The following is a 19,767-nucleotide window of genomic DNA, read 5'->3' as shown; positions in this document are numbered from 1 at the left end:
ATACCCATTGTCGCAAAGAGTGGAGATGTACGCCACATGTTCTTAGGTGTCATGTGAAGGTGACGAGTTGATGTTTGAGTAGAGTTACCTACGTCGATTGAGTAGATAGCGTCTTGGTCAGCATGTTTGTTGATGGCATTGTAAACTTGGTACAATTGCAACTCACCCTCTGTTTTACCTTCGAGTTTGTTCATGTAATCGCGCCAGTTTTGGTTGTTCTTAACGTTTGCACGCCACCATGGAGTAGACTCAACTGCGTCTACCTTATCAAGAATCGCTTTCGCCGCTTGACCTGCATCACCAAGGATAGAAGCGTCAAGAGCATGGCGTTTACCAAGTTTGTAAGGGTCGATATCTACTTGGATGAATTTTTCAGTGTTCTTGAAGGCTTCGTATACTTCAGCAAATGGGAAGTTTGAACCAAGGAAAAGAACTGTATCTGCTTCGAATACCACCTCGTTGGCTGGTTTCCAACCAACACGGTAAGCAGAACCTGTCAAACCTTCGTAGTTCCACTCAAAAGCTTCAAAGTTTTTACCAGTTGTGATGATTGGCGCTTTGATTTTACGTGACAATTCAGTAATCACTTCACCAGCTTTGACACCACCAAATCCAGCGTAGATAACTGGGCGCTCAGCCTTGTTCAAGATTTCAACAGCTTTGTCGATTTCAGTTTCGTTCAAGGCAGGAGCGATGAATGAGCGCTCGTAAGAACCTGAACCGTAGTATGAGTTTTCGTCGATTTCTTGGAAACCAAAGTTTACTGGGATTTCAACAACAGCTGGCCCTTTTTTAGAAACGGCAGCACGGCAAGCTTCATCAATTACTTTTGGCAATTGCTCAGCGTAAGCTACGCGTTTGTTGTATACAGCAATTCCGTGGTACATTGGGTTTTGGTTGAGCTCTTGGAAGGCATCCATGTTGAGTTCGTTGACTGGACGTGATCCAAGGATAGCAAGGAATGGAGTGTTGTCCATAGCTGCATCGTAAACACCGTTAATCAAGTGAGTCGCACCTGGACCACCTGAACCAACTGCAACCCCGATTGAGCCGCCGAATTTAGCTTGCATCACCGCTGCAAGAGCACCAGTTTCTTCGTGGCGAACTTGCAAGAAACGGATATCTTTGTCTTCAGCCAAAGCATCCATGAGTGAGCTGAGTGTTCCTGATGGGATACCGTAGATTGTATCTACGCCCCATGTTTTCAATACGTTGAGCATTGCTGCAGATGCAGTAATTTTTCCTTGAGTCATAATAACTCCCCTTCAATAAAATAAATTTTCAGTTGTTGAAAACATTTCCATTTGTGAATGAAAACGCTTCAAGAAACTTTACTCTATCAATTTATCATGTTTTTTCGCTCTTGTATAAGAATATGCTCAAAGATGATATAGAACTATTACATAACACAAAGCCCTAAATTTTTTCACAAAGTCCAATGTGTTTTATAATAATTTTCATAATCCCTTTGAAATCAAGCATCATTCACAGAAAACTTTTGTAAGTTTAAGAAAATAAAAAAGCTCTGTTCTGGCAAAACAGAGCTGTATTTTTTCGAAGAAACTACAAATATTCCTGCAAAACCTTGGACAGGGCTGCATAGCCAGGAATGGTCAGATGGAGGCCGTCCCTTGTGTAGTCTGGGCGCAGCTGGCCTCCCTCGTCCAGAAAGGTATCGTAGAGATCAATAAACTGGACATTCATGTAGGCGCTAGCCAGCTGGCGATAGGCCTGATTGAGAGCCTGAATCTTTTCATTGCTGCGGACATAGACCGTGCTCTTGTAGGCGGGAGCTTCATTGACCGGCAGAACCGACAGCAACTGGATCTGAGCCAGAGGATAGTCACGAGAAATCTCCTGAATAACGGCTTCTAAATTGGCCAGCGTTTCTGTCTGAGGCATCTCCTTGCCAATATCGTTGGTACCTATCAGGATAAAGACCTTATCCAAAGCCTGCCCAAAGAGATGGGCATCTAGGTTTTCTAAAAGCAAATCAGTCTTATAGCCCCGAATGCCACGATTGATCAGTCTTTTATCCGTCTGTAAGAGTTCCTGGAGCGGATAGTATTCGACAATAGAGTCTCCGATAAAGATGATGTCTGGCTCCTTGACGGAGAGTTGATTGAGTTCTCTGTAGTTTTGCTGCAATTTTGCCTGCTCCTTGAGAAGCCATTCTTCTAGTAATTGTACTGCCATTATCCTTTTTCCTCTTCTAAGTATTGCTCAATCACCTGTAGAACACCTGCTTCTGTATTGGCTGGTGCTAGGTAATCTGCCACTTCTTTGACCCGCTCATCGCCATTCTCCATGGCATAAGAAATACCTGCTAATTCCAGCATTTCTATGTCATTTTCGCTATCGCCAAAGGCCATGATTTCTGAGCTTTGAATCTGCCACTTAGCCATCAGCTGCTGCAAGCCCCAGGCCTTGTGCATCCCATCTTGGAGGATGTCAATGGCTCCGTAACCACTGGCAACAGCGCTCAATCGGCCTGCAAAATACTGATTAATCAGACGAGCATGCTCTGCTGCTGCAGCCTCTTCTACCATCATACTCATTTTCAAGACCTTGTCAAAGGGATAATCCTGAAGGCTAGGTACAAAATTCATCCGCTTATAGAAAAGCTGGGCCATTTCCTTGGTCATAACCTTTTCGATCAAGGGAAACTCTGTTCCCTCTTGGACAAAGCCGCCTCTTTCGGAGGTCACAACCAGCTGAAGCTCCCTTTCATGACCGGAAAAATAAGCCAGCGCATCCTTAATCAATCCGGCTTCCCAGAAACTGCTCATGCTTAGCTGATTCTTTTCAAAAATCCGGGCTCCGTTGGCAACTACCAAGGTCATTCGTTCTACCAAATCTCCCAATAGCAGACGCATCCGTGGAATTTCATTACCAGTAGCAACCACAAAGCGAATGTCTCTCTTCTCCAGCTCATCTAAAATAGTAGTCAGACGCGGCAAATCCAGCTGTCCCTGTCCGTCCAGCAAGGTTCCATCCATGTCTGTCGCTATCATCTTTACAGTCATCTTTTTATCCATTTCTATTTTTAGCATCTGGTTTTTACTGTTCCCCTTCCAGAAAACCTCTGACTTTTAGACATATTATACTACTTAAAAAAGTAAAAAGAAAGGCAAGAAGAGGCGGATAAGACGGTTAGTTTTACAAAGGCCACTTTTCAATCTTCCAGTTTTATATTATAATCATAGCTATATTCCTGTCGTAAAATTGGAGGTCCTCATGAGCAAAAAAGAAGTCGCATTCCCACGCTACCAGCAGATAGCTGTCGCTATTGCCGAGCGAATCGTTGACGGCAAATATCCCATCGGCAGCAAAATCTATGCTCGCTCTACCTTAGCCAGCAACTTCAATGTCTCCCCTGAGACAGCCCGCAAGGCTATCAATGTGCTGGTAGATCTGGAAATCATGGAAGTTCGCCATGGCAGTGGAGCCTTCATTTCCTCCAAGGAAAAAGCCCAGCAGTTTCTCGAGACCTATAAAAATGTCAACTCTCTGCAGGATCTCAAAAGCAAGCTCCACCAGAGCATCCAGCGCCAAGAGGAAGAATTTGCCAACTTTTCCCAGCTGCTTAATCAGCTTCTCAGCCGAACCAAAGATGTCCAGCAGCGCTTTCCGTTCAATCCCTACGAGCTCCAGCTCTCAGCAGACGCCATCAACCTAGGAAAATCTATCAATGAACTCAATATCTGGCACTCGACTGGCGCTACCATTGTCGCAGTCCAGCAGGGCGACCAACTCCTAATCTCGCCTGGTCCTTATACCAAGCTGGAAGCCGGCAATACCATCTACTTTGTTGGCAACGAATTATCGGTCGGTTTGATGCATAATTTATTTTTTAATGAAATTGAAACAAACAAGTGAAACAGCGCTTGTTTTTTCTTTGTCAAAAAACAAAATAGACAGGCAAATCCGCTGTCTGACAAGGTTTTTATGACTTTCAGAAATATTCCAGAAAATCACTCTCCCTTTTTTATAATAGCCGAAAAAGGCCGGTCTGACAGTCTTTTGGGTTTGACAAAGTGACCACACAGTGTTATACTGTGATGGTCTTTTAAGTGACAACTTATCAAAATAAACATGTAGTCACTTTTGTAAAAGGAGAAATAAGTTGAATAAACTAGAAGTAAAACATTTGACTAAAATTTTCGGTAAAAGGCAAAAGCAGGCACTGGAAATGGTGCAGCAAGCCAAAAGCAAAACGGAAATTTTAGAAAAAACTGGTGCTACCGTCGGAGTTTATGATGTAAACTTTGAGGTTCAGGCCGGAGAAATTTTTGTCATCATGGGACTGTCCGGTAGTGGGAAGTCTACCCTTATCCGCCTGCTCAACCGGTTGATTGACCCGACATCAGGCGATATTTACATTGACGGCCAGGATGTGGCCAAGATGAACGAAGAGGAACTGCGTGACGTTCGCCGCCACAAGCTCAATATGGTCTTTCAGAACTTCGGCCTCTTCCCGCATCGGACCATTCTAGAAAATACTGAGTTCGGTCTAGAAGTCCGAGGTGTTGATAAGGAAGAGCGCACGCGCCTAGCTGAACAAGCTCTAGACAATGCCGGTCTCCTGTCCTTCAAGGACCAATACCCCGATCAGCTCTCCGGTGGGATGCAGCAGCGGGTTGGCTTAGCTCGAGCTTTGGCCAACAATCCCGATATTCTGCTCATGGACGAGGCCTTCTCAGCTCTAGATCCCCTTATCCGCCGAGAAATGCAGGATGAGTTACTAGATCTGCAGGCAGAGCATGAGCGTACCATTATCTTTATCACGCACGATCTCAATGAGGCCCTACGTATTGGTGACCGTATTGCCATTATGGCTGACGGTCAGATTATGCAGATTGGCACTGGTGAGGAAATCCTGACCAATCCAGCCAATGACTTCGTTCGAGAGTTCGTTGAGGATGTGGACCGCTCCAAGGTCCTGACCGCCCAGAATATCATGACAACGCCACTGACTACCAACATTGACATCGACGGACCCACCGTTGCTCTCAATCGCATGAAAAAAGAAGAGGTCAGCATGCTGCTGGCTGTGGATAGGAAGCGGCATCTCAAGGGTAGTCTAACTGCCGAAGCCGCCCGCGATGCCCGCAAGGAGCATCAAGCACTGGCTGACGTCATTGATAAGAATGTCCGCAAGGTCACTCAGGAAACCCTGATTACTGATATTTTCCCGCTGATTTACGATTCACCAGCGCCTCTAGCCGTTGTAGATGATAAGGACAAGTTAGTCGGCGTTATTATCAAAGGTCGAGTCATCGAAGCCTTGGCCAATACTACTGAAACTGAAGAATAAGGGAGGTTCGCATTTTGAATATTTTACAACAGCCAATCCCCGTTTCTCAATGGGTTGAGGCCTTTACTAACTGGGTAACTGATACCTTCTCCGGGCTTTTCTCGGTTCTTCAGGCTATCGGAAATGCCATCATGAATGGAATGACAGACACCCTGCTCTTCATTCCACCCCTGCTCTTTATCGCAGTCATCACTATTTTTACCTATTTGATTTCCAAACGTAAGCTGGGGCTGCCCCTGCTCACCTTCCTAGGCCTGCTCTTTGTTTACAACCAAGGCCTCTGGGAAAATCTCATGAACACTGTGACCTTGGTCATCGTCTCCAGTGCCATTTCCATTATCATCGGTATTCCACTGGGGATTTGGATGGCTAAGAGCAATCGCGTCGAAGCCGTTATCAAGCCCTTGCTGGACTTTATGCAGACCATGCCAGCCTTTGTCTACCTGATACCGGCCGTAGCCTTCTTCGGCATTGGTATGGTGCCTGGGGTCTTTGCCTCTGTCATCTTTGCCCTGCCACCGACTGTCCGCTTTACCAATCTAGCCATTCGTCAGATTCCAACCGAGCTGATTGAAGCGTCAGACTCTTTTGGGGGCACTGGCAAGCAGAAGCTCTTCAAAGTCGAGCTGCCTCTGGCTAAAAATACCATCCTAGCTGGGGTCAATCAGACCATCATGCTGGCTCTTTCAATGGTCGTTACCGCCTCTATGATTGGGGCGCCAGGACTGGGCCGCGGCGTTCTCTCTGCCCTGCAGCATGCCGACATCGGTTCCGGCTTTGTCAATGGGGTATCTCTGGTTATCCTGGCCATTATCATTGACCGCCTGACCCAGAAGCTCAACCAGCCTCTGGCTAAAAAATCACCGGTCACTGCCAAGGAAAAACGCAACAAGATTATGCTCTGGTCTGCTCTGGCTGCTGTCATCCTGACAGCCTTTGTCGGAAATCAAGTGACCAAGCTTCAGCAAAGCAAAAAAGAAAAGGTCAACCTTGCCTATGTTGAATGGGACTCCGAAGTTGCCTCAACTAATGTCGTAGCGGAAGCTCTCAAGGAAATGGGTTACGATGTCACCATCACACCGCTGGACAATGCCGTTATGTGGAAGTCCGTTGCTAATGGCGAAGCCGATGCCATGGTTTCTGCCTGGTTGCCGACCACCCACGCTGCTCTCTATGAGGAGTACAAGGACAAGCTAGTGGACTTGGGGCCAAACCTTGAGGGCGTTAAAACAGGGCTAGTCGTACCAAGCTATATGGACGCTGACTCTATCGAAGACCTGTCAGACCAAGCCAAGAAAACCATCACAGGTATTGAGCCCGGCGCTGGTATCATGACCGCGACTGAGAAGACTATGCAAGAATACAGCAATCTCAGTGGCTGGAATCTTTCTTCTTCCTCAACAGGAGCCATGACCACTGCTCTGGATCAGGCTATTAAGAATAAAGAAGATATCATCGTAACCGGCTGGTCACCACACTGGATGTTCTCCAAATACGACCTCAAATACCTAAAGGATCCTAAGGGAACCATGGGCGGCAAGGAAGCTATCCACACTATGACTCGAAAAAATCTAGACAAGGACTTACCAGAAGTCAACAAGGTCCTAGACAACTTCAACTGGACTCAAAAGGACATGGAAGAAGTCATGCTTAAGATTAACGAAGGCAGTTCACCAGAAGCTGCAGCTAAAGAGTGGATCAAAAACCACCAGAAAGAAGTCGAAAGCTGGAAGAAATAAAAGTATAGAAAACCCTGAGATAACAGTATCTCAGGGTTTTTGATTGGCTTCTTCCTTGCCTTACAAGACTTAGGCATCATTTAAAGATTGCTTCTATTTGGAGCATCATTCTTTAATAGCATCTTCGTATCTGTCAAAGGCATAGTGGCTCTGTGCGTAGAGTGGATTATCCATGGCCAATAGCAAGTATTCATTTTCTGTTTTATTGCTGTCTCCGTCAGAGTCATTCCAGGCAACATCTAAAGCCAGCCACTGACCATCTACTTTTGCGAAGTTCCAAGCATGCGGGTCAAAATCATCTGTATTTCCACTCACATACATGGTTTCGAGACCAGCTTCCTGAGCAAGAGCCTGGAAGGTTACAGCATAAGCTTGACAGACTCCCTTGCCCTCAAATAGCGGACCAGTAATATCAAAACTAGATTCATACTTGCGAATACCGTCTTGCATATCTTTAAACGCTTTTGAAATAGACTCTTCTGATTCTTTATTTTCAATAGATGTTTTGTAATTCAAAAAGCCTTGGTAAGCAGCCTTATCATAGCTAATATGCTCAATCATATACTGATTAATTGCCTCAATCTTTTCTCGGTCGCTCATCTGGTCTTTGATGATGTCTTTGACAATCTCTTTGACCTTTTTTCGGGCCTTCTTATATTTGGCTGTTTCATCAGCATCGTATTTAAAACTTACCACATGTTGCTTAGCATCAATGGTAGGGAGCACTCCCTGCTGAATGACTGGATTTTGCTCTAAAACATCGTGAAGCAATTCACTGACATCTCCTTCACTCAGCTCTGGAAACTCACTGTAATCGACATATTCTGCATCGGACAGAAGAGCCTTGGCAAAATATTCCTGCGCCGCACTTCTGGCTGCCACTCTTTCCTCAATATCACTAACATCATGAACGACTGTTTTACCCTTGAGATCCAAGTCAGCCTGCTCTACGCTGATATATTTCTCTGAAACGCCAGACTTACTTTCCTCTTTATTGACCTTTTCATTATGTTTATCTACAACAGGCTGGACTTCTTCTACACTGGCCTGTTCAATGAAAAAGTCCGTTTTGACAGTAGGCATGCCCTTGATAGAGACCAGACATCTGACATCCCGGCCTTCTTTTTCAATTTTTTCATAGACGATTGGAAAGTTCTGAATCTGGCCATCCATCATCTGCAGCGGTGCTTCTTCAGGAATGTTTCCCTTCTGACGCAGGGCGGAAACCTGGTCAGAAAAACTCCGAAAATCGATTTGATTCGGCATCAGTTTCGCAAAGCCATCAGATGAGATAGGATTGCTGATAGTTCCTAAAGCTTCCTTGTCTTTAAGGGGAACAACAAGGAGTTCATAAGGCTTTTTCTCAACCGTTTTCTTACTGTAATCCTGGTCGTAAGCCTGCAGCAACCGTTGTCTGGCAAGTATCGGATCATCACCGGAACGGCCGCCGTTACGGCTATCATAGTGGGTAGGCAAATCTGTCCGATACACTGTCGAAGTGACCCGATCGACCTCTTTATAGTTATAAAGACCTGTCTTAGTATCGCTGCCAGGCATGGTCACATACTCTCTTTTTATAATGGAATAAGAGTCCGCTCCCGGTACTTCGGTCCATTCCAGCTGCAAGCGACCATCTCCGAGCAGACTGCTCTTGGTTTTCAGAGCTAGCTTATCGCGCCCTTTCTTATCTATCTTAACGATCCAAAGTTTTGGCTTTTTAAGCTTTTTACCTGTGCGCTCATCATCCCGTTGCAGCAAATAGAGCGTATCAAAGACACCCCAGCTCTCACCTTGCTTGGCTAGACCATATTCCGTATGCTCTCCATTTGGCTCTACTCTAGTCGCAGAGAAATGATAAGCTGGCTCAATCACTATCTGCCGCTTATCATTCAGCTTAAAGTCACCTCCTAAAATAGCTCGTAAGTTGCTATCCCCATAAATTTCAAAGGAAGAAATCAACTCAGTCTGTCCTGCATGGGGCAGTGTCTCAAAATCGTTAGGTTTTTGTACCTCTGTCGGAAAGGTAATAGGCTCATTTTCCTTGATCTGAATGACCTTTTCTTGGACATCATAAGGAGTATTTTTGCTGTATTTTTCTCTCAGCTTACGAACACTTTCCGAAAATTTGCCGCCTTGCTCTCCCGGACCTCCACCGTTCTTTTGAAAAAGACTGCAGCCCATCAGAAAACAAATCAACAAAGTAAGCAGAGAAATGAAACGGATTTTCCTACTCATGATTTTCCCTCCTGAAATAGATATTCTTAACATATTATACCATATTTTATTTGAGGCGTCTTTGTTTTTTGCAAACGGATTCATGTATCTGTAATTTTGCAAATAAATTCTTACTTTTTTTATAGAGACAGCTTCCCTTTGAAATCAAGAAGGTTCAACTAATTCCCATCTTAAAATATATAAAAACCAAGCCAGATAGGACTTGGTTTATTTTATAAGGAGCCATTCTATTTTGTTTAAGTCATTCAATCCTGATAGAGACTGTCTCCATTCGTCGCAATGACTTCTTTGTACCAATCAAAAGATTTTTTCTTGTAACGTGCTAGAGTTCCGCTGCCGTCATCGTTGCGGTCAACGTAGATAAAGCCATAGCGCTTGCTGAGTTCTGCAGTGCTGGCTGAGACCAGGTCAATACAGCCCCAAGTCGTGTAACCTAGCAATTCTACGCCATCTTCCAACGCTTCTCCTACCTGCTGCAAGTGCTGTTTGAGATAATCAATGTGGTAGTCATCTTCAACCGTTGGGCCATTTGGGCCATCCACCAAGACATCCTTGGCACCGAGACCATTTTCCACGATGAAGAGAGGCAGCTGATAGCGGTCATAAAAGCTATTTAGAACCAAGCGCAGACCAATTGGGTCAATCTGCCAGCCCCATTCCGAGCTAGCCAGATGGGGATTCATGATGCCACCTAAAAGATTGCCTCGGCCGGAAGAATAATTTTCCGGATCATGAGCCGCAACCACACTCATGTAGTAGGAGAAGGAAATAAAGTCAACAGTATTTTCAGCCAAAAGCTCTTTGTCGCCCGGCGCAAACTGAATCTCAATCCCATTCTCCTTGAAGAAACGATTGATATAGGCAGGGTATTTCCCACGCGCATGGATATCAGAGAAGAGGTAATTTTGATTTTCAAATTCCCGAGCTGCCAGCACATCTTCTGGCTTAGGCGTCATAGGATAGGCTGGCATAGCCAGGACCATACAGCCAATCTTAAAATCAGGATTAATCTCATGGCCGATTTTCGTTGCCAAGGCAGAAGCTACCAGCTCATGATGGACCGCTTGATAGAGGTCCTGTTTGGACAACTCTTCAGCTGGCGTAGCAATGCCGCCGCTCATAAAGGGCGCATGGAGAACAGAGTTGATTTCATTAAAGGTCAGCCAATACTTGACCTTGTCCTTATAGTGGGTAAAAACCGTGCGAACATAGCGCTCGTAGAAGCCAATTAAATCACGGTTGGCCCAGCCATTGTAGTGACGAGCCAAATGCAGGGGCGTTTCATAGTGAGACAGGGTAATCAGCGGCTCAATGCCATATTTGGCCAGTTCGTCAAAAAGATTGTCATAAAATTGCAGACCAGCTTCATTGGGCTCCAGCTCGTCCCCATTTGGAAAAATCCGAGACCAGGCAATAGAAGTTCGGTAGACCTTGAAACCCATCTCTGCAAAGAGGGCAATGTCCTCCTTATAGCGATGATAGAAATCAATCCCTTCCAGCTTGAGATTATCTGCTGTCGGCCCCTCGGTAATCAAAGGATTGCGGTCACCTGGCTTGGCTGGCACTCCGCCTTTTGGAGTCACATCCTGAACAGACAGGCCTTTCCCATCCAGATTATAGGCACCTTCATACTGGTTGGCTGCAGTTGCACCGCCCCAGAGGAAATTCTGCGGAAATTTACCCATTTGCATTTTCTCGCTTTCGTTTTTTTTGTATTTATATTATAATAGTTGTCAAACATATTTTCTAACACAATTATCTTAATAAATTGTACTATTCTACGAAAGAGTGTCCCCATGATTGATTTAGGCCAACTACATAAAAATACCGTTTTTAAAAACCAAGGAACCCCTTATTCTCTGACCCGCACCATCACTGAGAATGGTCATCCAGATATTCTTTTCCACTGGCATACCGATGTTGAAATGATTTATGTCCACGAAGGAAAAGCACAATTTCATATTGACTACGACTATTTTAACAGCGAAAAAGGTGATATTATCCTGATTCGCCCCAATGCCCTGCACTCCATCCACCCCATCAACGACGAGCGCCATTATATGGACGCTATTAATTTCCATCTGGATCTGATGGGTTACTCTGCCATGGATCAGGCCAGCATCAACTACCTGCAGCCCCTCTACAATGGTCAGCTTGACTTGACTCATGTGATCAAGCCCAATGATACAGCCTATGCGGAGATTCGCCAGTGCCTCTTAGCAGCTATGGAAACAGGCTATTTCCGCAAATCTCACTACGAGTTTCAGCTCAAAGCCCAACTCAACCAGCTCTTCTACCTGCTCTTTGAGAACGGCTATGTCATTTCTAAAGACCTATCACCAGAAGGCTACCGCAAGGAAGAAAAAATCCGCTCCATCATTGACTACATCAATGCCCACTACCAAGAAGACCTGAATATTGACCAACTGGCTGGCATCTGTGGCTACAGCTCCACCCATTTCATGAACTTCTTCAAGAAGCATCTGGGCGTTTCATGCATTGAGTACCTGATCCAATTCCGCTTGCGCAAAGCAGCCGAACTCCTGCAACACTCCAACCTCTCTGTACTGGAAATCTCCAGCCAGGCTGGCTTTAATAACCTGTCCAACTTCAATCGCCAGTTTAAAAAATACTACCAAATGACACCAAGTCAGTATCGGAAGAAATGAAGCGCTAAAATAGAAAATAAAAAACGAATACCTGCTAAGCTAAGTGAACTTTGAGGTATTCGTTTTTTGTAATGCCAATATTATAAGAAAGATAGAAACAGCAATATGTTTGTAAGATATTATTCTAGATCTCGGTCCCTGCCTTCTGAGCCATAGACTCTGTGATAGGCTTTGACATAAAAAGATATGGGTTTATCTGATTCGTTTTGGACAGTGATATCTTGATCACTGTCGCTTACACTAAAAACAAACGCTCTATTTTGGGTAAAGTTGACATCAATGCTATAGTTTTCGTTAAACTCAACACCTAAATCGGATAAAGCCCTTTCGTTTGGGATTGTTATCCCCCCATCCTTTTCATTATAGTAGTGAACAGACTTTTTTTCTGCATCATAGATATACTCATTTTCACCTATTTGCTCTCTCAAATAAGAATCGTATATTCTAATTTTCCCATCTGTTTTATCTTTAAATTTTAAAACACTGACTCCTGAACCCTTTATTAGCTCAAAATTAGGCTTTTTAATCTTTACATAAACAGCTTCGCCTGGTTTTAATTTTACTAATTGGTAAGAGCTGCCATGATCTTCTCCGCCAAAATAAACAAGATTCCAAATCAAAGTTCCCAAAAAGAGTAGACTAATCACTTTCCCATAAATGCTTTTGTAGAAAGGTTTCTTTATACAGATATAAACTATCCATGAAACAATAAAAACAACAAAGATAAACAAGAGTGGTAAAAAGTGAATTAAAAAGTCCATTAAAAGAAAAAGTTGTTCAAAAAAATTCATATTTCGCCTTTCTTTAATACTCAATCAATATTTAACTTCAACAAACAAGGATAAAGTTAGTTCCCATCATCCAATCATTTCATTTAGATCGTTCTCCTTACGACCTCATCGTTTCTATACTAGCAAGTTCACCAGAAGAATAAAAAGTCCCAGCAAAAAGATAGCTAGCAGCAAATAGCGCCCTTGCTTTTCCTTGAAGAAATTTCTCCGCAAAAACAGGCAGAAAACCAGCAAGACCAGAGAGCACACTAGCAACAAAAACAAGATAAACATGGGTATAACATACAAAAGCAGCCACAAACCAAGATGCATTCCATTTTCTTTCTAATAAAATAAATCAAAATGATAGACGAGCTCGAAAGCTGTCAGTTTCATTCATTAACAGTTCTATAATCCTTTTTAATTATAACAAAGTCCTCAATTTTAAAACAGCAAAAACCAGATTGGAAAATCCAATCTGGCTAAACTCATATTCAAACAATTTATTGCCCCGGCCAATTCAAACCAACATGTGTCTTCATTTCCTGATAAGCGTTATCAATCCGTGCTCTGGTTTCTTGGTTTAGTTTATCTCGATACTTGCCGCCTTCGATAAAGTCATCCAAAATCCAGGTTTGGTAAGTGTATAAAGGAGAGCCGTCTGCTGAAGTAGCGCCCTTTTCAACTCGGCTGACCCAGCTCGGATGAGCCTGAGCACTTTTTATCTGCGTGCCCTTTGGTGTCTTTTCAATGGTAACATCCATCAGCACTCCGCGCTCAGTCCAATGAGCATTTTCAATCTCCTCCATGGTTTCGATGCGCTGATTGGAAATAAAATTCCCCATAGAATAGATGATTAGCTTTTTCTGGCCATCTTTTTCTAAAATCTCTGCCGGCTGAACCACATGCGGATGGCCTCCAAAGACGATATCTGCTCCCCAGTCAACCATTTTATGGTAGAGGGTCATCTGCTCCTCTGTCGGCTCTAGCTGGTACTCTATCCCCATCTGAGGCATGACGACTGTGATGTCAGCTTCCTTTTCTGCCCGCTCAATCTCCGCCCGCATCTTTTCTTCATCCAGATCGGACAGGCGATCATCATAGTCTTCCTGACTGAGAAGCCCCTCCATTCCATTGTAGCCATAGGAGTAAGCTAGCAGTGCAATCTTAATGCCTTTAACTTCCTTTATCAAGAGCGGTGCCTGACTGCGGCTATCATGTGGATAAACACCGATGGGAGTGATTCCCTCTTTTTCAAAAGCCTGAGTTGTAGTGAAAACTCCCTCCAAGCCAGAGTCTAAAATGTGATTATGAGCCAGGTCCATCACCTGATAGCCAGCATCCTTGATTGCTGGAACTACAGCTTCTGGAGTATTAAAGAGCGGATAGCCATTCAAGGGATAGTCCGGCCGAATCGTGCCTTCAAAGTCTCCTAAGACCAAATCACCCTGCCGAAGCCATTCCTTAACATAGTGGAAATTCTCAGAAAAATCATAAGTTCCATCTTCTTTCTGAGCACTTAGATAAAGGCCGTCGTGATAAAGCAAATCCCCAGTCGCCATGATACGAACCGTCTGATTCTGTGAGGAATCTGACTGCTGCTCTTTCTTTGCAGGGAAGGAAAAGCTGAAGTCAGGTAAATGCTCTGACAAGAGGATGAGACCAGCCGACAGTCCAACAACTGTCAAAAGCACTCCGACAAACTGCCGATTGCTAAGCTGTTTTTGAAAGAACTTAGGACGAGGAAACGGCAACTTCTTAATCCAATCCCGCCAAGCTTGGTAGGCATCTGTCAGGAGAGTATGCTCTGCAGCAAAACCCGATATCTTTTTCCAAAGTTTCTGAAAAAAAGTCTGAATTTTCTCCCAAAGAAATTTTTTATTCATCACATTTCTCCGCTTTTTCTTGCTTGATAACAGCACATCAATCTTTACTATATTGTACTATTTTTATCACCAAAAGGAAAGAAAAGCAAAAAGCAGGAGCTGGGAGAAGCATGCTACAATCTTCAAATTGTAGCAATCTCTCCCACTCTCCTGCTTCATTTTCTATTTTTTCAATTCTAAGAGCTGATTGCCGAGCTGAAACTCGGCTTTCATTCTTACCCAAAACTTCCGGTCAGCACTTGGCCGTTTCGGACAACCTGCTGTCCTGCAATGTAGACATCCTGAACATCGCTGCCTTTGACTGCGTACACTAGGTGCGACAGCATATTTTCCAAAGGATAAAGATGAAGTCGTCCCTTAGGCTGAATGACAATGAAATCGGCTTGTTTGCCCATTTCCAGACTGCCGATTTTCTTCTCTAAGCCCAGAGCTTTGGCTCCTTCAATGGTCAAAGCTTTCAAGGCCTGCTCAATCGTAAACTGAGTCGCATCTCCTGCTCGCATCTTCTGAAGGAGGGCAGCTGTCCGACCTTCTTCAAACATATCCAGATTATTATTCGAAGCGACAGAGTCCGTCGCTAGGCCAACGGTCACCCCAGCGGCTAGTAAGTCGGTCACCGGAGCTACACCGGAAGCCAGCTTGAGGTTGCTGATAGGATTGTGGGCGATGCTGACTGGTGAAGCCGCCAAATCCGCAATCTCTAATGGATTCAGCTCAACCCCGTGAGCAAAAATTGCTGGCTGTTCCAAGTAGCCCAGGCCTTTTAAGAAAGCTAGAGGCCGTTTACCATAACGCTCAAGGATGATTTTATTTTCTTCCTGTGTCTCCGCCACATGGATATGAAGCTTCAAATCCAGCTCACGCGCTAGCTCAAGACTGCCCTTGAGCAGAGCTTCATCACAGGCATAAGGCGAATGAGGCGCCACCATGACCTGAAAATCTTCATCATTATAGGAAAGGATTTTCTCAATAATGGCCCGAGTACGAGCCAGAGTCTCTTCTGCAGTTTCCGCCTCAGAGCTAAAGAGAGTTGGTGAGAAATAGCAGCGCATACCAGACTGCCGCACAGCCTCATAAATCCGGTCAATATCCACTCCCTGAGGATTATACATGTCGTTAAAAGTCGTTGTCCCTGACTGCAACATTTCAGCTAGAGCCAGCTGGACAGCCTGAGTCGTTAGATCCGCTGTGAATTGACTTTCTGCTGGCCAAATATAATCCTCCAGCCATTCATGCAGATTGCTGTCATCACGAATCCCGCGCAGCAAGGTCATGGCCGAGTGCGTATGGCAGTTGACCAGTCCTGGCATGATCCAAGCCCCCTCATAATCAACTGTTTCACTGCATTTCCCTAGCCAGTTTTCATCATAGGGACCGCAGTAGGCAATGCGGTCGTCCTCAACCACTAGCAGCCCGTCCCGGTAAACATGAAATGCGCTGTCACAGGTCACCAGATTGACATTTGTATAAGCTTTCATCCGTCATATCCTCACTTTCCCAACACTTGACTTCAAGAGATTTTAGCTATTATAACAAGCCTAATCTAATTGCGCAAGTCTTTTTATACAATTATGACATAAAAAAGAGCCCCAGCTGAGGCCCTAGTTGTCAATCATTATCTATGACTAATCTTCCGTGTCAGGAAATCCCCAACAAACTGAATAAAGAAGATGAGCAGCAAAATAAGAATGGTCGCAAGAATAGTCACATCATGGTTGAAACGCTGATAACCATAAGTCAGGGCAACATTTCCCAGTCCACCGGCACCAATCGCTCCAGCCATAGCGGTCTCCCCAACCAGAGAGATGAGTGTAACAGTCGTCACACGAATCAAGTCCGGCAGACCTTCCCGCAGGTAAACACCGACAATGTCCCAGAAGGTTGCTCCACTAGCCTGCGCTGCTTCAATGACTCCTCGGTCTAGTTCGGATAAGACCACCTGAACCTGACGGGCAAAGAAAGGAAAAACAGCCAGTGAAAGAGGCACCAAGGCCGCAGTCGGTCCAATCCCAGTTCCCACTATAATCCGAGTAAAAGGATTGATAAGGGCTAGGAGAATAATGAAAGGAATCGCCCGGAAGATAGAGGTAACCTTGTCCAAGACGAAAAATACAAGTCTATTTTCCAAAATACCTCTCGGCCCTGTCAAAACGAGCAAGAGACCAGCGATAAAGCCCAGAATCCCTCCGATAAAGAAAGGAATGATAGTCATATACAAAGTCAGGTAAATAGCTGTTCCCCAGCCAGCCTGCCCAGACCAGCCCATTCTATAAACATTGGGCATAAATTGTTGAATCAGCTGTAGCATTAGTTACTCCCTTCTTTCAGAACATGCAGCTCTACTCCTGCTTCGCGCAGACTTTCCTGCACCGCCGCCAGTTGCTTGGTCTCTCCAGATAAGATAACGACCATTTCTCCGACTGGTACATGGTCTAAAATCTCAATATTGGCGTGAAGAATATTGGCCGATATTTGATATTGCTTGTAAATGTCGTTTATAATGGCTGTGTCTGTCACCACACCTGAGTATTTCAGGTGGGCCAGAATGGAATTTTCCGGCAGGTTTTGCACAATCTTTTGCTGGTTGATTTTGATCATGGCCTCATTGATACCCGTTGCTGTCGTAATGAAGTCTTGGGTCAGCTCATTCTTGGGATTAGAGAAAATATCCAGAACTGAACCTTCCTCAATCAGCTGACCATTCTGCATAACTGCTACCCGATTGGCAATGTCCTTGACAATCTGCATTTCGTGGGTTATTAGAACAATAGTCAGGCCCAATTTTTGATTCAAATCCTGCAATAGAGCCAGAATTTGCTTGGTCGTCTTAGGATCCAGAGCAGATGTAGATTCGTCCGAGATTAGGATTTTGGGATCATTGGCCAAGGCCCGTGCAATCGCCACCCGCTGCTTCTGACCGCCAGACAGCTGGGCAGGATAATTGTCCGCCCGATCCGCTAAGCCTACCAAGTCTAAAAGCGTATGAACTTTCTTCTCTTTTTCAGCAGCCGATAAAGGAGAATGCTTGAGCGCAAAGGCAACATTTTCCTTGGCTGTCATCTGAGCCATGAGGTTAAAATGCTGGAAAATCATCCCAATATCCTTACGCTTTTGGCGCAGCTGAGCTGCAGTAAGCTGAACCTGCTGATGATCATAGAAAACCGTATCATCCACCGTGATCTTACCAGCAGACGGCACCTGCAGCAAGTTAATGACACGGACCAGGGTAGACTTGCCGGCACCAGAATAGCCTACAATTCCATAAATATCTCCCTGATTAATATGAATGGTCACATCTTCTACAGCTTTAATGTCTTGCTTTTTTTGATTAAAAACGACATCAATGTGATCCAATTTGATAATTTCTTTGCTCATAATTTCCGATTCACTCCTTGATTTGTCCAATATGAGATTTAGCCACTATAGCCTTTTTTGTTTGATTTCGCCTGTCGCTTGACTAGGGAAATGTGATGCCACAAGCCGCAATCTTTACCTACCTAACCCAAAGCCAGATACTGTTCAAACTAAATGACCATAATAGCAGATAAAGGGCTGGAGAAGCTAATCTCCGCCCTTCTTAATCATTTCATTTATTCAATACAATGACCTTCTGCTGGTAAAAATTACCACACTGGCTGATCCATACCATCTGATGATTCTTCGATAACTTTTTTCACTTCATCAGTGTGGTAAGCCTTGATAATTTTTTCAATCGCGTCAGCCTTGTCTGATTTCTTCCAATCTGGTTTCGCTGCAATCAGGTTATACCATTGTTTTGAGTTTTCATTGGCTTCTTCTTTGAAGAGGGCCTTCTTGTAGTCAATGCCTGCTTCGCGGACGAAAGTATTATTGACAACCGCAGCATCTGCTGAAGTCAGAGAAGCTGGTGTTTGAGAAGCATCCAACTCAGAAATTGTCAGATTCTTCTTGTTTTCTTTGATGTTGGCAACAGTCGCAAGCTCGTTTCCTTTAACATCAAGCTTGATCAAGCCAGCTGATTCAAGAAGATAAAGAGCGCGGCTCTCATTTGTCGCATCATTTGGAACGGCAATTGTTCCATTTTCTGGGATGTCTTTCACATCTGTATATTTATTTTTGCCGTCCTTTGTACCAGAATAGAGACGAATCGGTGCGATATAAGTATCCGCAACAGACACAAGGTCTGCTCCCTTCTCTTTATTCCAGTTCTCAAGGAAGTTGTAATGTTGGAAAGCATTGATATCGACATCACCATCAAGCAAGGCCTGGTTCGGCTGAGAGTAGTCTGTAAATTGTGTATACTCTAATTTAACGCCTGCATTTTCTTTGTCAAGAATTTCTTGAACCTTGTTCCAGCGCGCTTCTTCTGTATCACTCAGGCTCATTACCCCAACCTTAACGGTTACAGGTCCGTCTGCTGACTTGCTCTCCTTACTAGAAGAGCCTCCGCAAGCTGCCAAACCCAAGGTTGCAAGGCCGACTAAGCCTACTGAAAAGATTTTTTTCAAATTCATCATTGATTCTCCTTTGATGGATAAAATTCTAAATCTTCTATTTTATAAGATTACTTCTCATTTTACCATGTTAAAGGAGACTTGGCTTATATAAATAATTTATCGCCGTGATAAAAAATTTATATGACTGATCGAAGCATTTGAGTTGATTTTATGCCCTTTTACTGCATGAAGGTCAGCAGATAGCCATATCCTTCTGCTTCCATTTTTTCTTTTGGGATAAATCGCAGAGCTGCTGAGTTGATACAATAGCGCAAGCCGCCTGCTGCTTCTGGACCGTCAGTAAAGACATGCCCAAGATGGGCGTTCCCTGAACGGCTGCGCACTTCGATACGCTCCATGCCGTGACTCTTGTCTTCATAGTATCGTAAAACTTCTCTGGCAATAGGCCGGCTAAAGCTAGGCCAGCCGCAACCAGACTCAAACTTATCTCCGGCAAAAAAGAGGGGCTCACCAGTCGTCACATCAACATAAATTCCTTCTTCAAAAGTGGCATTGTAGACATTATGGAAAGGACGCTCTGTTGCACTGTTCTGGGTCACCTGGTACTGTTCTTCCGTCAGCTGCTCCTTTAGTTCTAAATCCGTAGGCTTCTCGTACTGTCCTGGATCGACCAAGGGCTGATAGGCATCATTGACATTGATATGACAGTAGCCAC

17 protein-coding genes are annotated in these 19,767 nt (G+C 44.4%); 4 read left to right on the top strand and 13 right to left on the bottom strand.

Going from position 1 to position 19,767, the window contains the following annotated elements; all coding sequences use genetic code 11:
• The 3 genes from spxB to QZ169_RS09305 form a co-directional block, all read right to left on the bottom strand.
• The coding region (gene spxB, locus QZ169_RS09315; RefSeq protein ID WP_295506576.1) for a pyruvate oxidase at positions 1-1,253 on the bottom strand (1,253 nt) is incomplete at its 3' end.
• Positions 1,254-1,563: 310 nt separating this feature from the next.
• A complete protein-coding gene (locus QZ169_RS09310; protein WP_295506575.1) occupies positions 1,564-2,196 on the bottom strand; it encodes an SGNH/GDSL hydrolase family protein in 633 nt (210 codons plus the stop codon).
• Complete coding sequence (locus QZ169_RS09305; protein WP_295506574.1) at positions 2,196-3,053, bottom strand: Cof-type HAD-IIB family hydrolase; 858 nt, start codon at positions 3,051-3,053, stop codon at positions 2,196-2,198. Before QZ169_RS09305 ends, QZ169_RS09310 begins: the two co-directional genes overlap by 1 nt.
• A gap of 184 nt (positions 3,054-3,237) precedes the next feature.
• Here QZ169_RS09305 and QZ169_RS09300 point away from each other — a divergent pair, with 184 nt between their 5' ends.
• The 3 genes from QZ169_RS09300 (at position 3,238) to QZ169_RS09290 (ending at position 7,056) form a co-directional block, all read left to right on the top strand.
• Positions 3,238-3,879: a GntR family transcriptional regulator gene (locus QZ169_RS09300; RefSeq protein ID WP_072073392.1), complete on the top strand. Its 642-nt coding sequence runs from the start codon at positions 3,238-3,240 to the stop codon at positions 3,877-3,879.
• Positions 3,880-4,126: 247 nt separating this feature from the next.
• Positions 4,127-5,317 carry a glycine betaine/L-proline ABC transporter ATP-binding protein gene (locus tag QZ169_RS09295; protein WP_295506573.1) on the top strand — a complete coding sequence of 397 codons (1,191 nt, stop codon included), beginning with the start codon at positions 4,127-4,129 and terminating at the stop codon, positions 5,315-5,317.
• A gap of 14 nt (positions 5,318-5,331) precedes the next feature.
• Positions 5,332-7,056 (top strand): ABC transporter permease/substrate binding protein, encoded by a 1,725-nt coding sequence (locus QZ169_RS09290; RefSeq protein ID WP_295506572.1) that lies wholly within the window; start codon positions 5,332-5,334, stop codon positions 7,054-7,056.
• 105 nt (positions 7,057-7,161) lie between these two features.
• Here QZ169_RS09290 and QZ169_RS09285 read toward each other — a convergent pair whose 3' ends face one another.
• Both QZ169_RS09285 and QZ169_RS09280 read right to left on the bottom strand, forming a co-directional pair.
• Positions 7,162-9,291 (bottom strand): transglutaminase-like domain-containing protein, encoded by a 2,130-nt coding sequence (locus QZ169_RS09285; RefSeq protein ID WP_295506571.1) that lies wholly within the window; start codon positions 9,289-9,291, stop codon positions 7,162-7,164.
• 245 nt (positions 9,292-9,536) lie between these two features.
• Entirely contained in the window at positions 9,537-10,982 is a 1,446-nt protein-coding gene (locus QZ169_RS09280; protein WP_295506570.1) for a glycoside hydrolase family 1 protein, read from the bottom strand.
• A gap of 105 nt (positions 10,983-11,087) precedes the next feature.
• On the opposite strand from QZ169_RS09280, the gene QZ169_RS09275 reads away from it, so the two are divergent.
• Positions 11,088-11,960 carry a helix-turn-helix domain-containing protein gene (locus tag QZ169_RS09275; RefSeq protein WP_268682007.1) on the top strand — a complete coding sequence of 291 codons (873 nt, stop codon included), beginning with the start codon at positions 11,088-11,090 and terminating at the stop codon, positions 11,958-11,960.
• A gap of 119 nt (positions 11,961-12,079) precedes the next feature.
• Here the strand turns inward: QZ169_RS09275 and QZ169_RS09270 are convergent, their stop codons facing one another.
• From QZ169_RS09270 to msrB, 8 genes are all read right to left on the bottom strand, one after another.
• On the bottom strand, positions 12,080-12,751 hold the full coding sequence (locus tag QZ169_RS09270; RefSeq protein ID WP_295506569.1) for a hypothetical protein: 672 nt from the start codon (positions 12,749-12,751) through the stop codon (positions 12,080-12,082).
• A gap of 97 nt (positions 12,752-12,848) precedes the next feature.
• Complete coding sequence (locus tag QZ169_RS09265; RefSeq protein WP_295506568.1) at positions 12,849-13,049, bottom strand: RhtB family transporter; 201 nt, start codon at positions 13,047-13,049, stop codon at positions 12,849-12,851.
• A 184-nt stretch (positions 13,050-13,233) separates the two neighbouring features.
• Positions 13,234-14,616: a CapA family protein gene (locus QZ169_RS09260; RefSeq protein WP_295506567.1), complete on the bottom strand. Its 1,383-nt coding sequence runs from the start codon at positions 14,614-14,616 to the stop codon at positions 13,234-13,236.
• 215 nt (positions 14,617-14,831) lie between these two features.
• Positions 14,832-16,094 (bottom strand): TRZ/ATZ family protein, encoded by a 1,263-nt coding sequence (locus QZ169_RS09255; RefSeq protein WP_295506566.1) that lies wholly within the window; start codon positions 16,092-16,094, stop codon positions 14,832-14,834.
• A gap of 137 nt (positions 16,095-16,231) precedes the next feature.
• Entirely contained in the window at positions 16,232-16,924 is a 693-nt protein-coding gene (locus QZ169_RS09250; RefSeq protein ID WP_002898357.1) for a methionine ABC transporter permease, read from the bottom strand.
• Positions 16,924-17,991 (bottom strand): methionine ABC transporter ATP-binding protein, encoded by a 1,068-nt coding sequence (locus tag QZ169_RS09245; RefSeq protein ID WP_295506565.1) that lies wholly within the window; start codon positions 17,989-17,991, stop codon positions 16,924-16,926. The genes QZ169_RS09250 and QZ169_RS09245 overlap by 1 nt, the downstream gene beginning before the upstream one ends.
• A gap of 248 nt (positions 17,992-18,239) precedes the next feature.
• A complete protein-coding gene (locus QZ169_RS09240) occupies positions 18,240-19,112 on the bottom strand; it encodes a MetQ/NlpA family ABC transporter substrate-binding protein (RefSeq protein ID WP_295506564.1) in 873 nt (290 codons plus the stop codon).
• Between the two features lie 158 nt (positions 19,113-19,270).
• The coding region (msrB, locus tag QZ169_RS09235) for a peptide-methionine (R)-S-oxide reductase MsrB (RefSeq protein WP_295506563.1) at positions 19,271-19,767 on the bottom strand (497 nt) is incomplete at its 5' end.

This window comes from uncultured Streptococcus sp., assembly GCF_905372115.1.
In the GTDB taxonomy this organism is placed as follows: Bacteria; Bacillota; Bacilli; order Lactobacillales; family Streptococcaceae; genus Streptococcus.
Note: the sequence above shows the minus strand (reverse complement) of the source record. Positions and strands in the feature narration are given on the sequence as shown.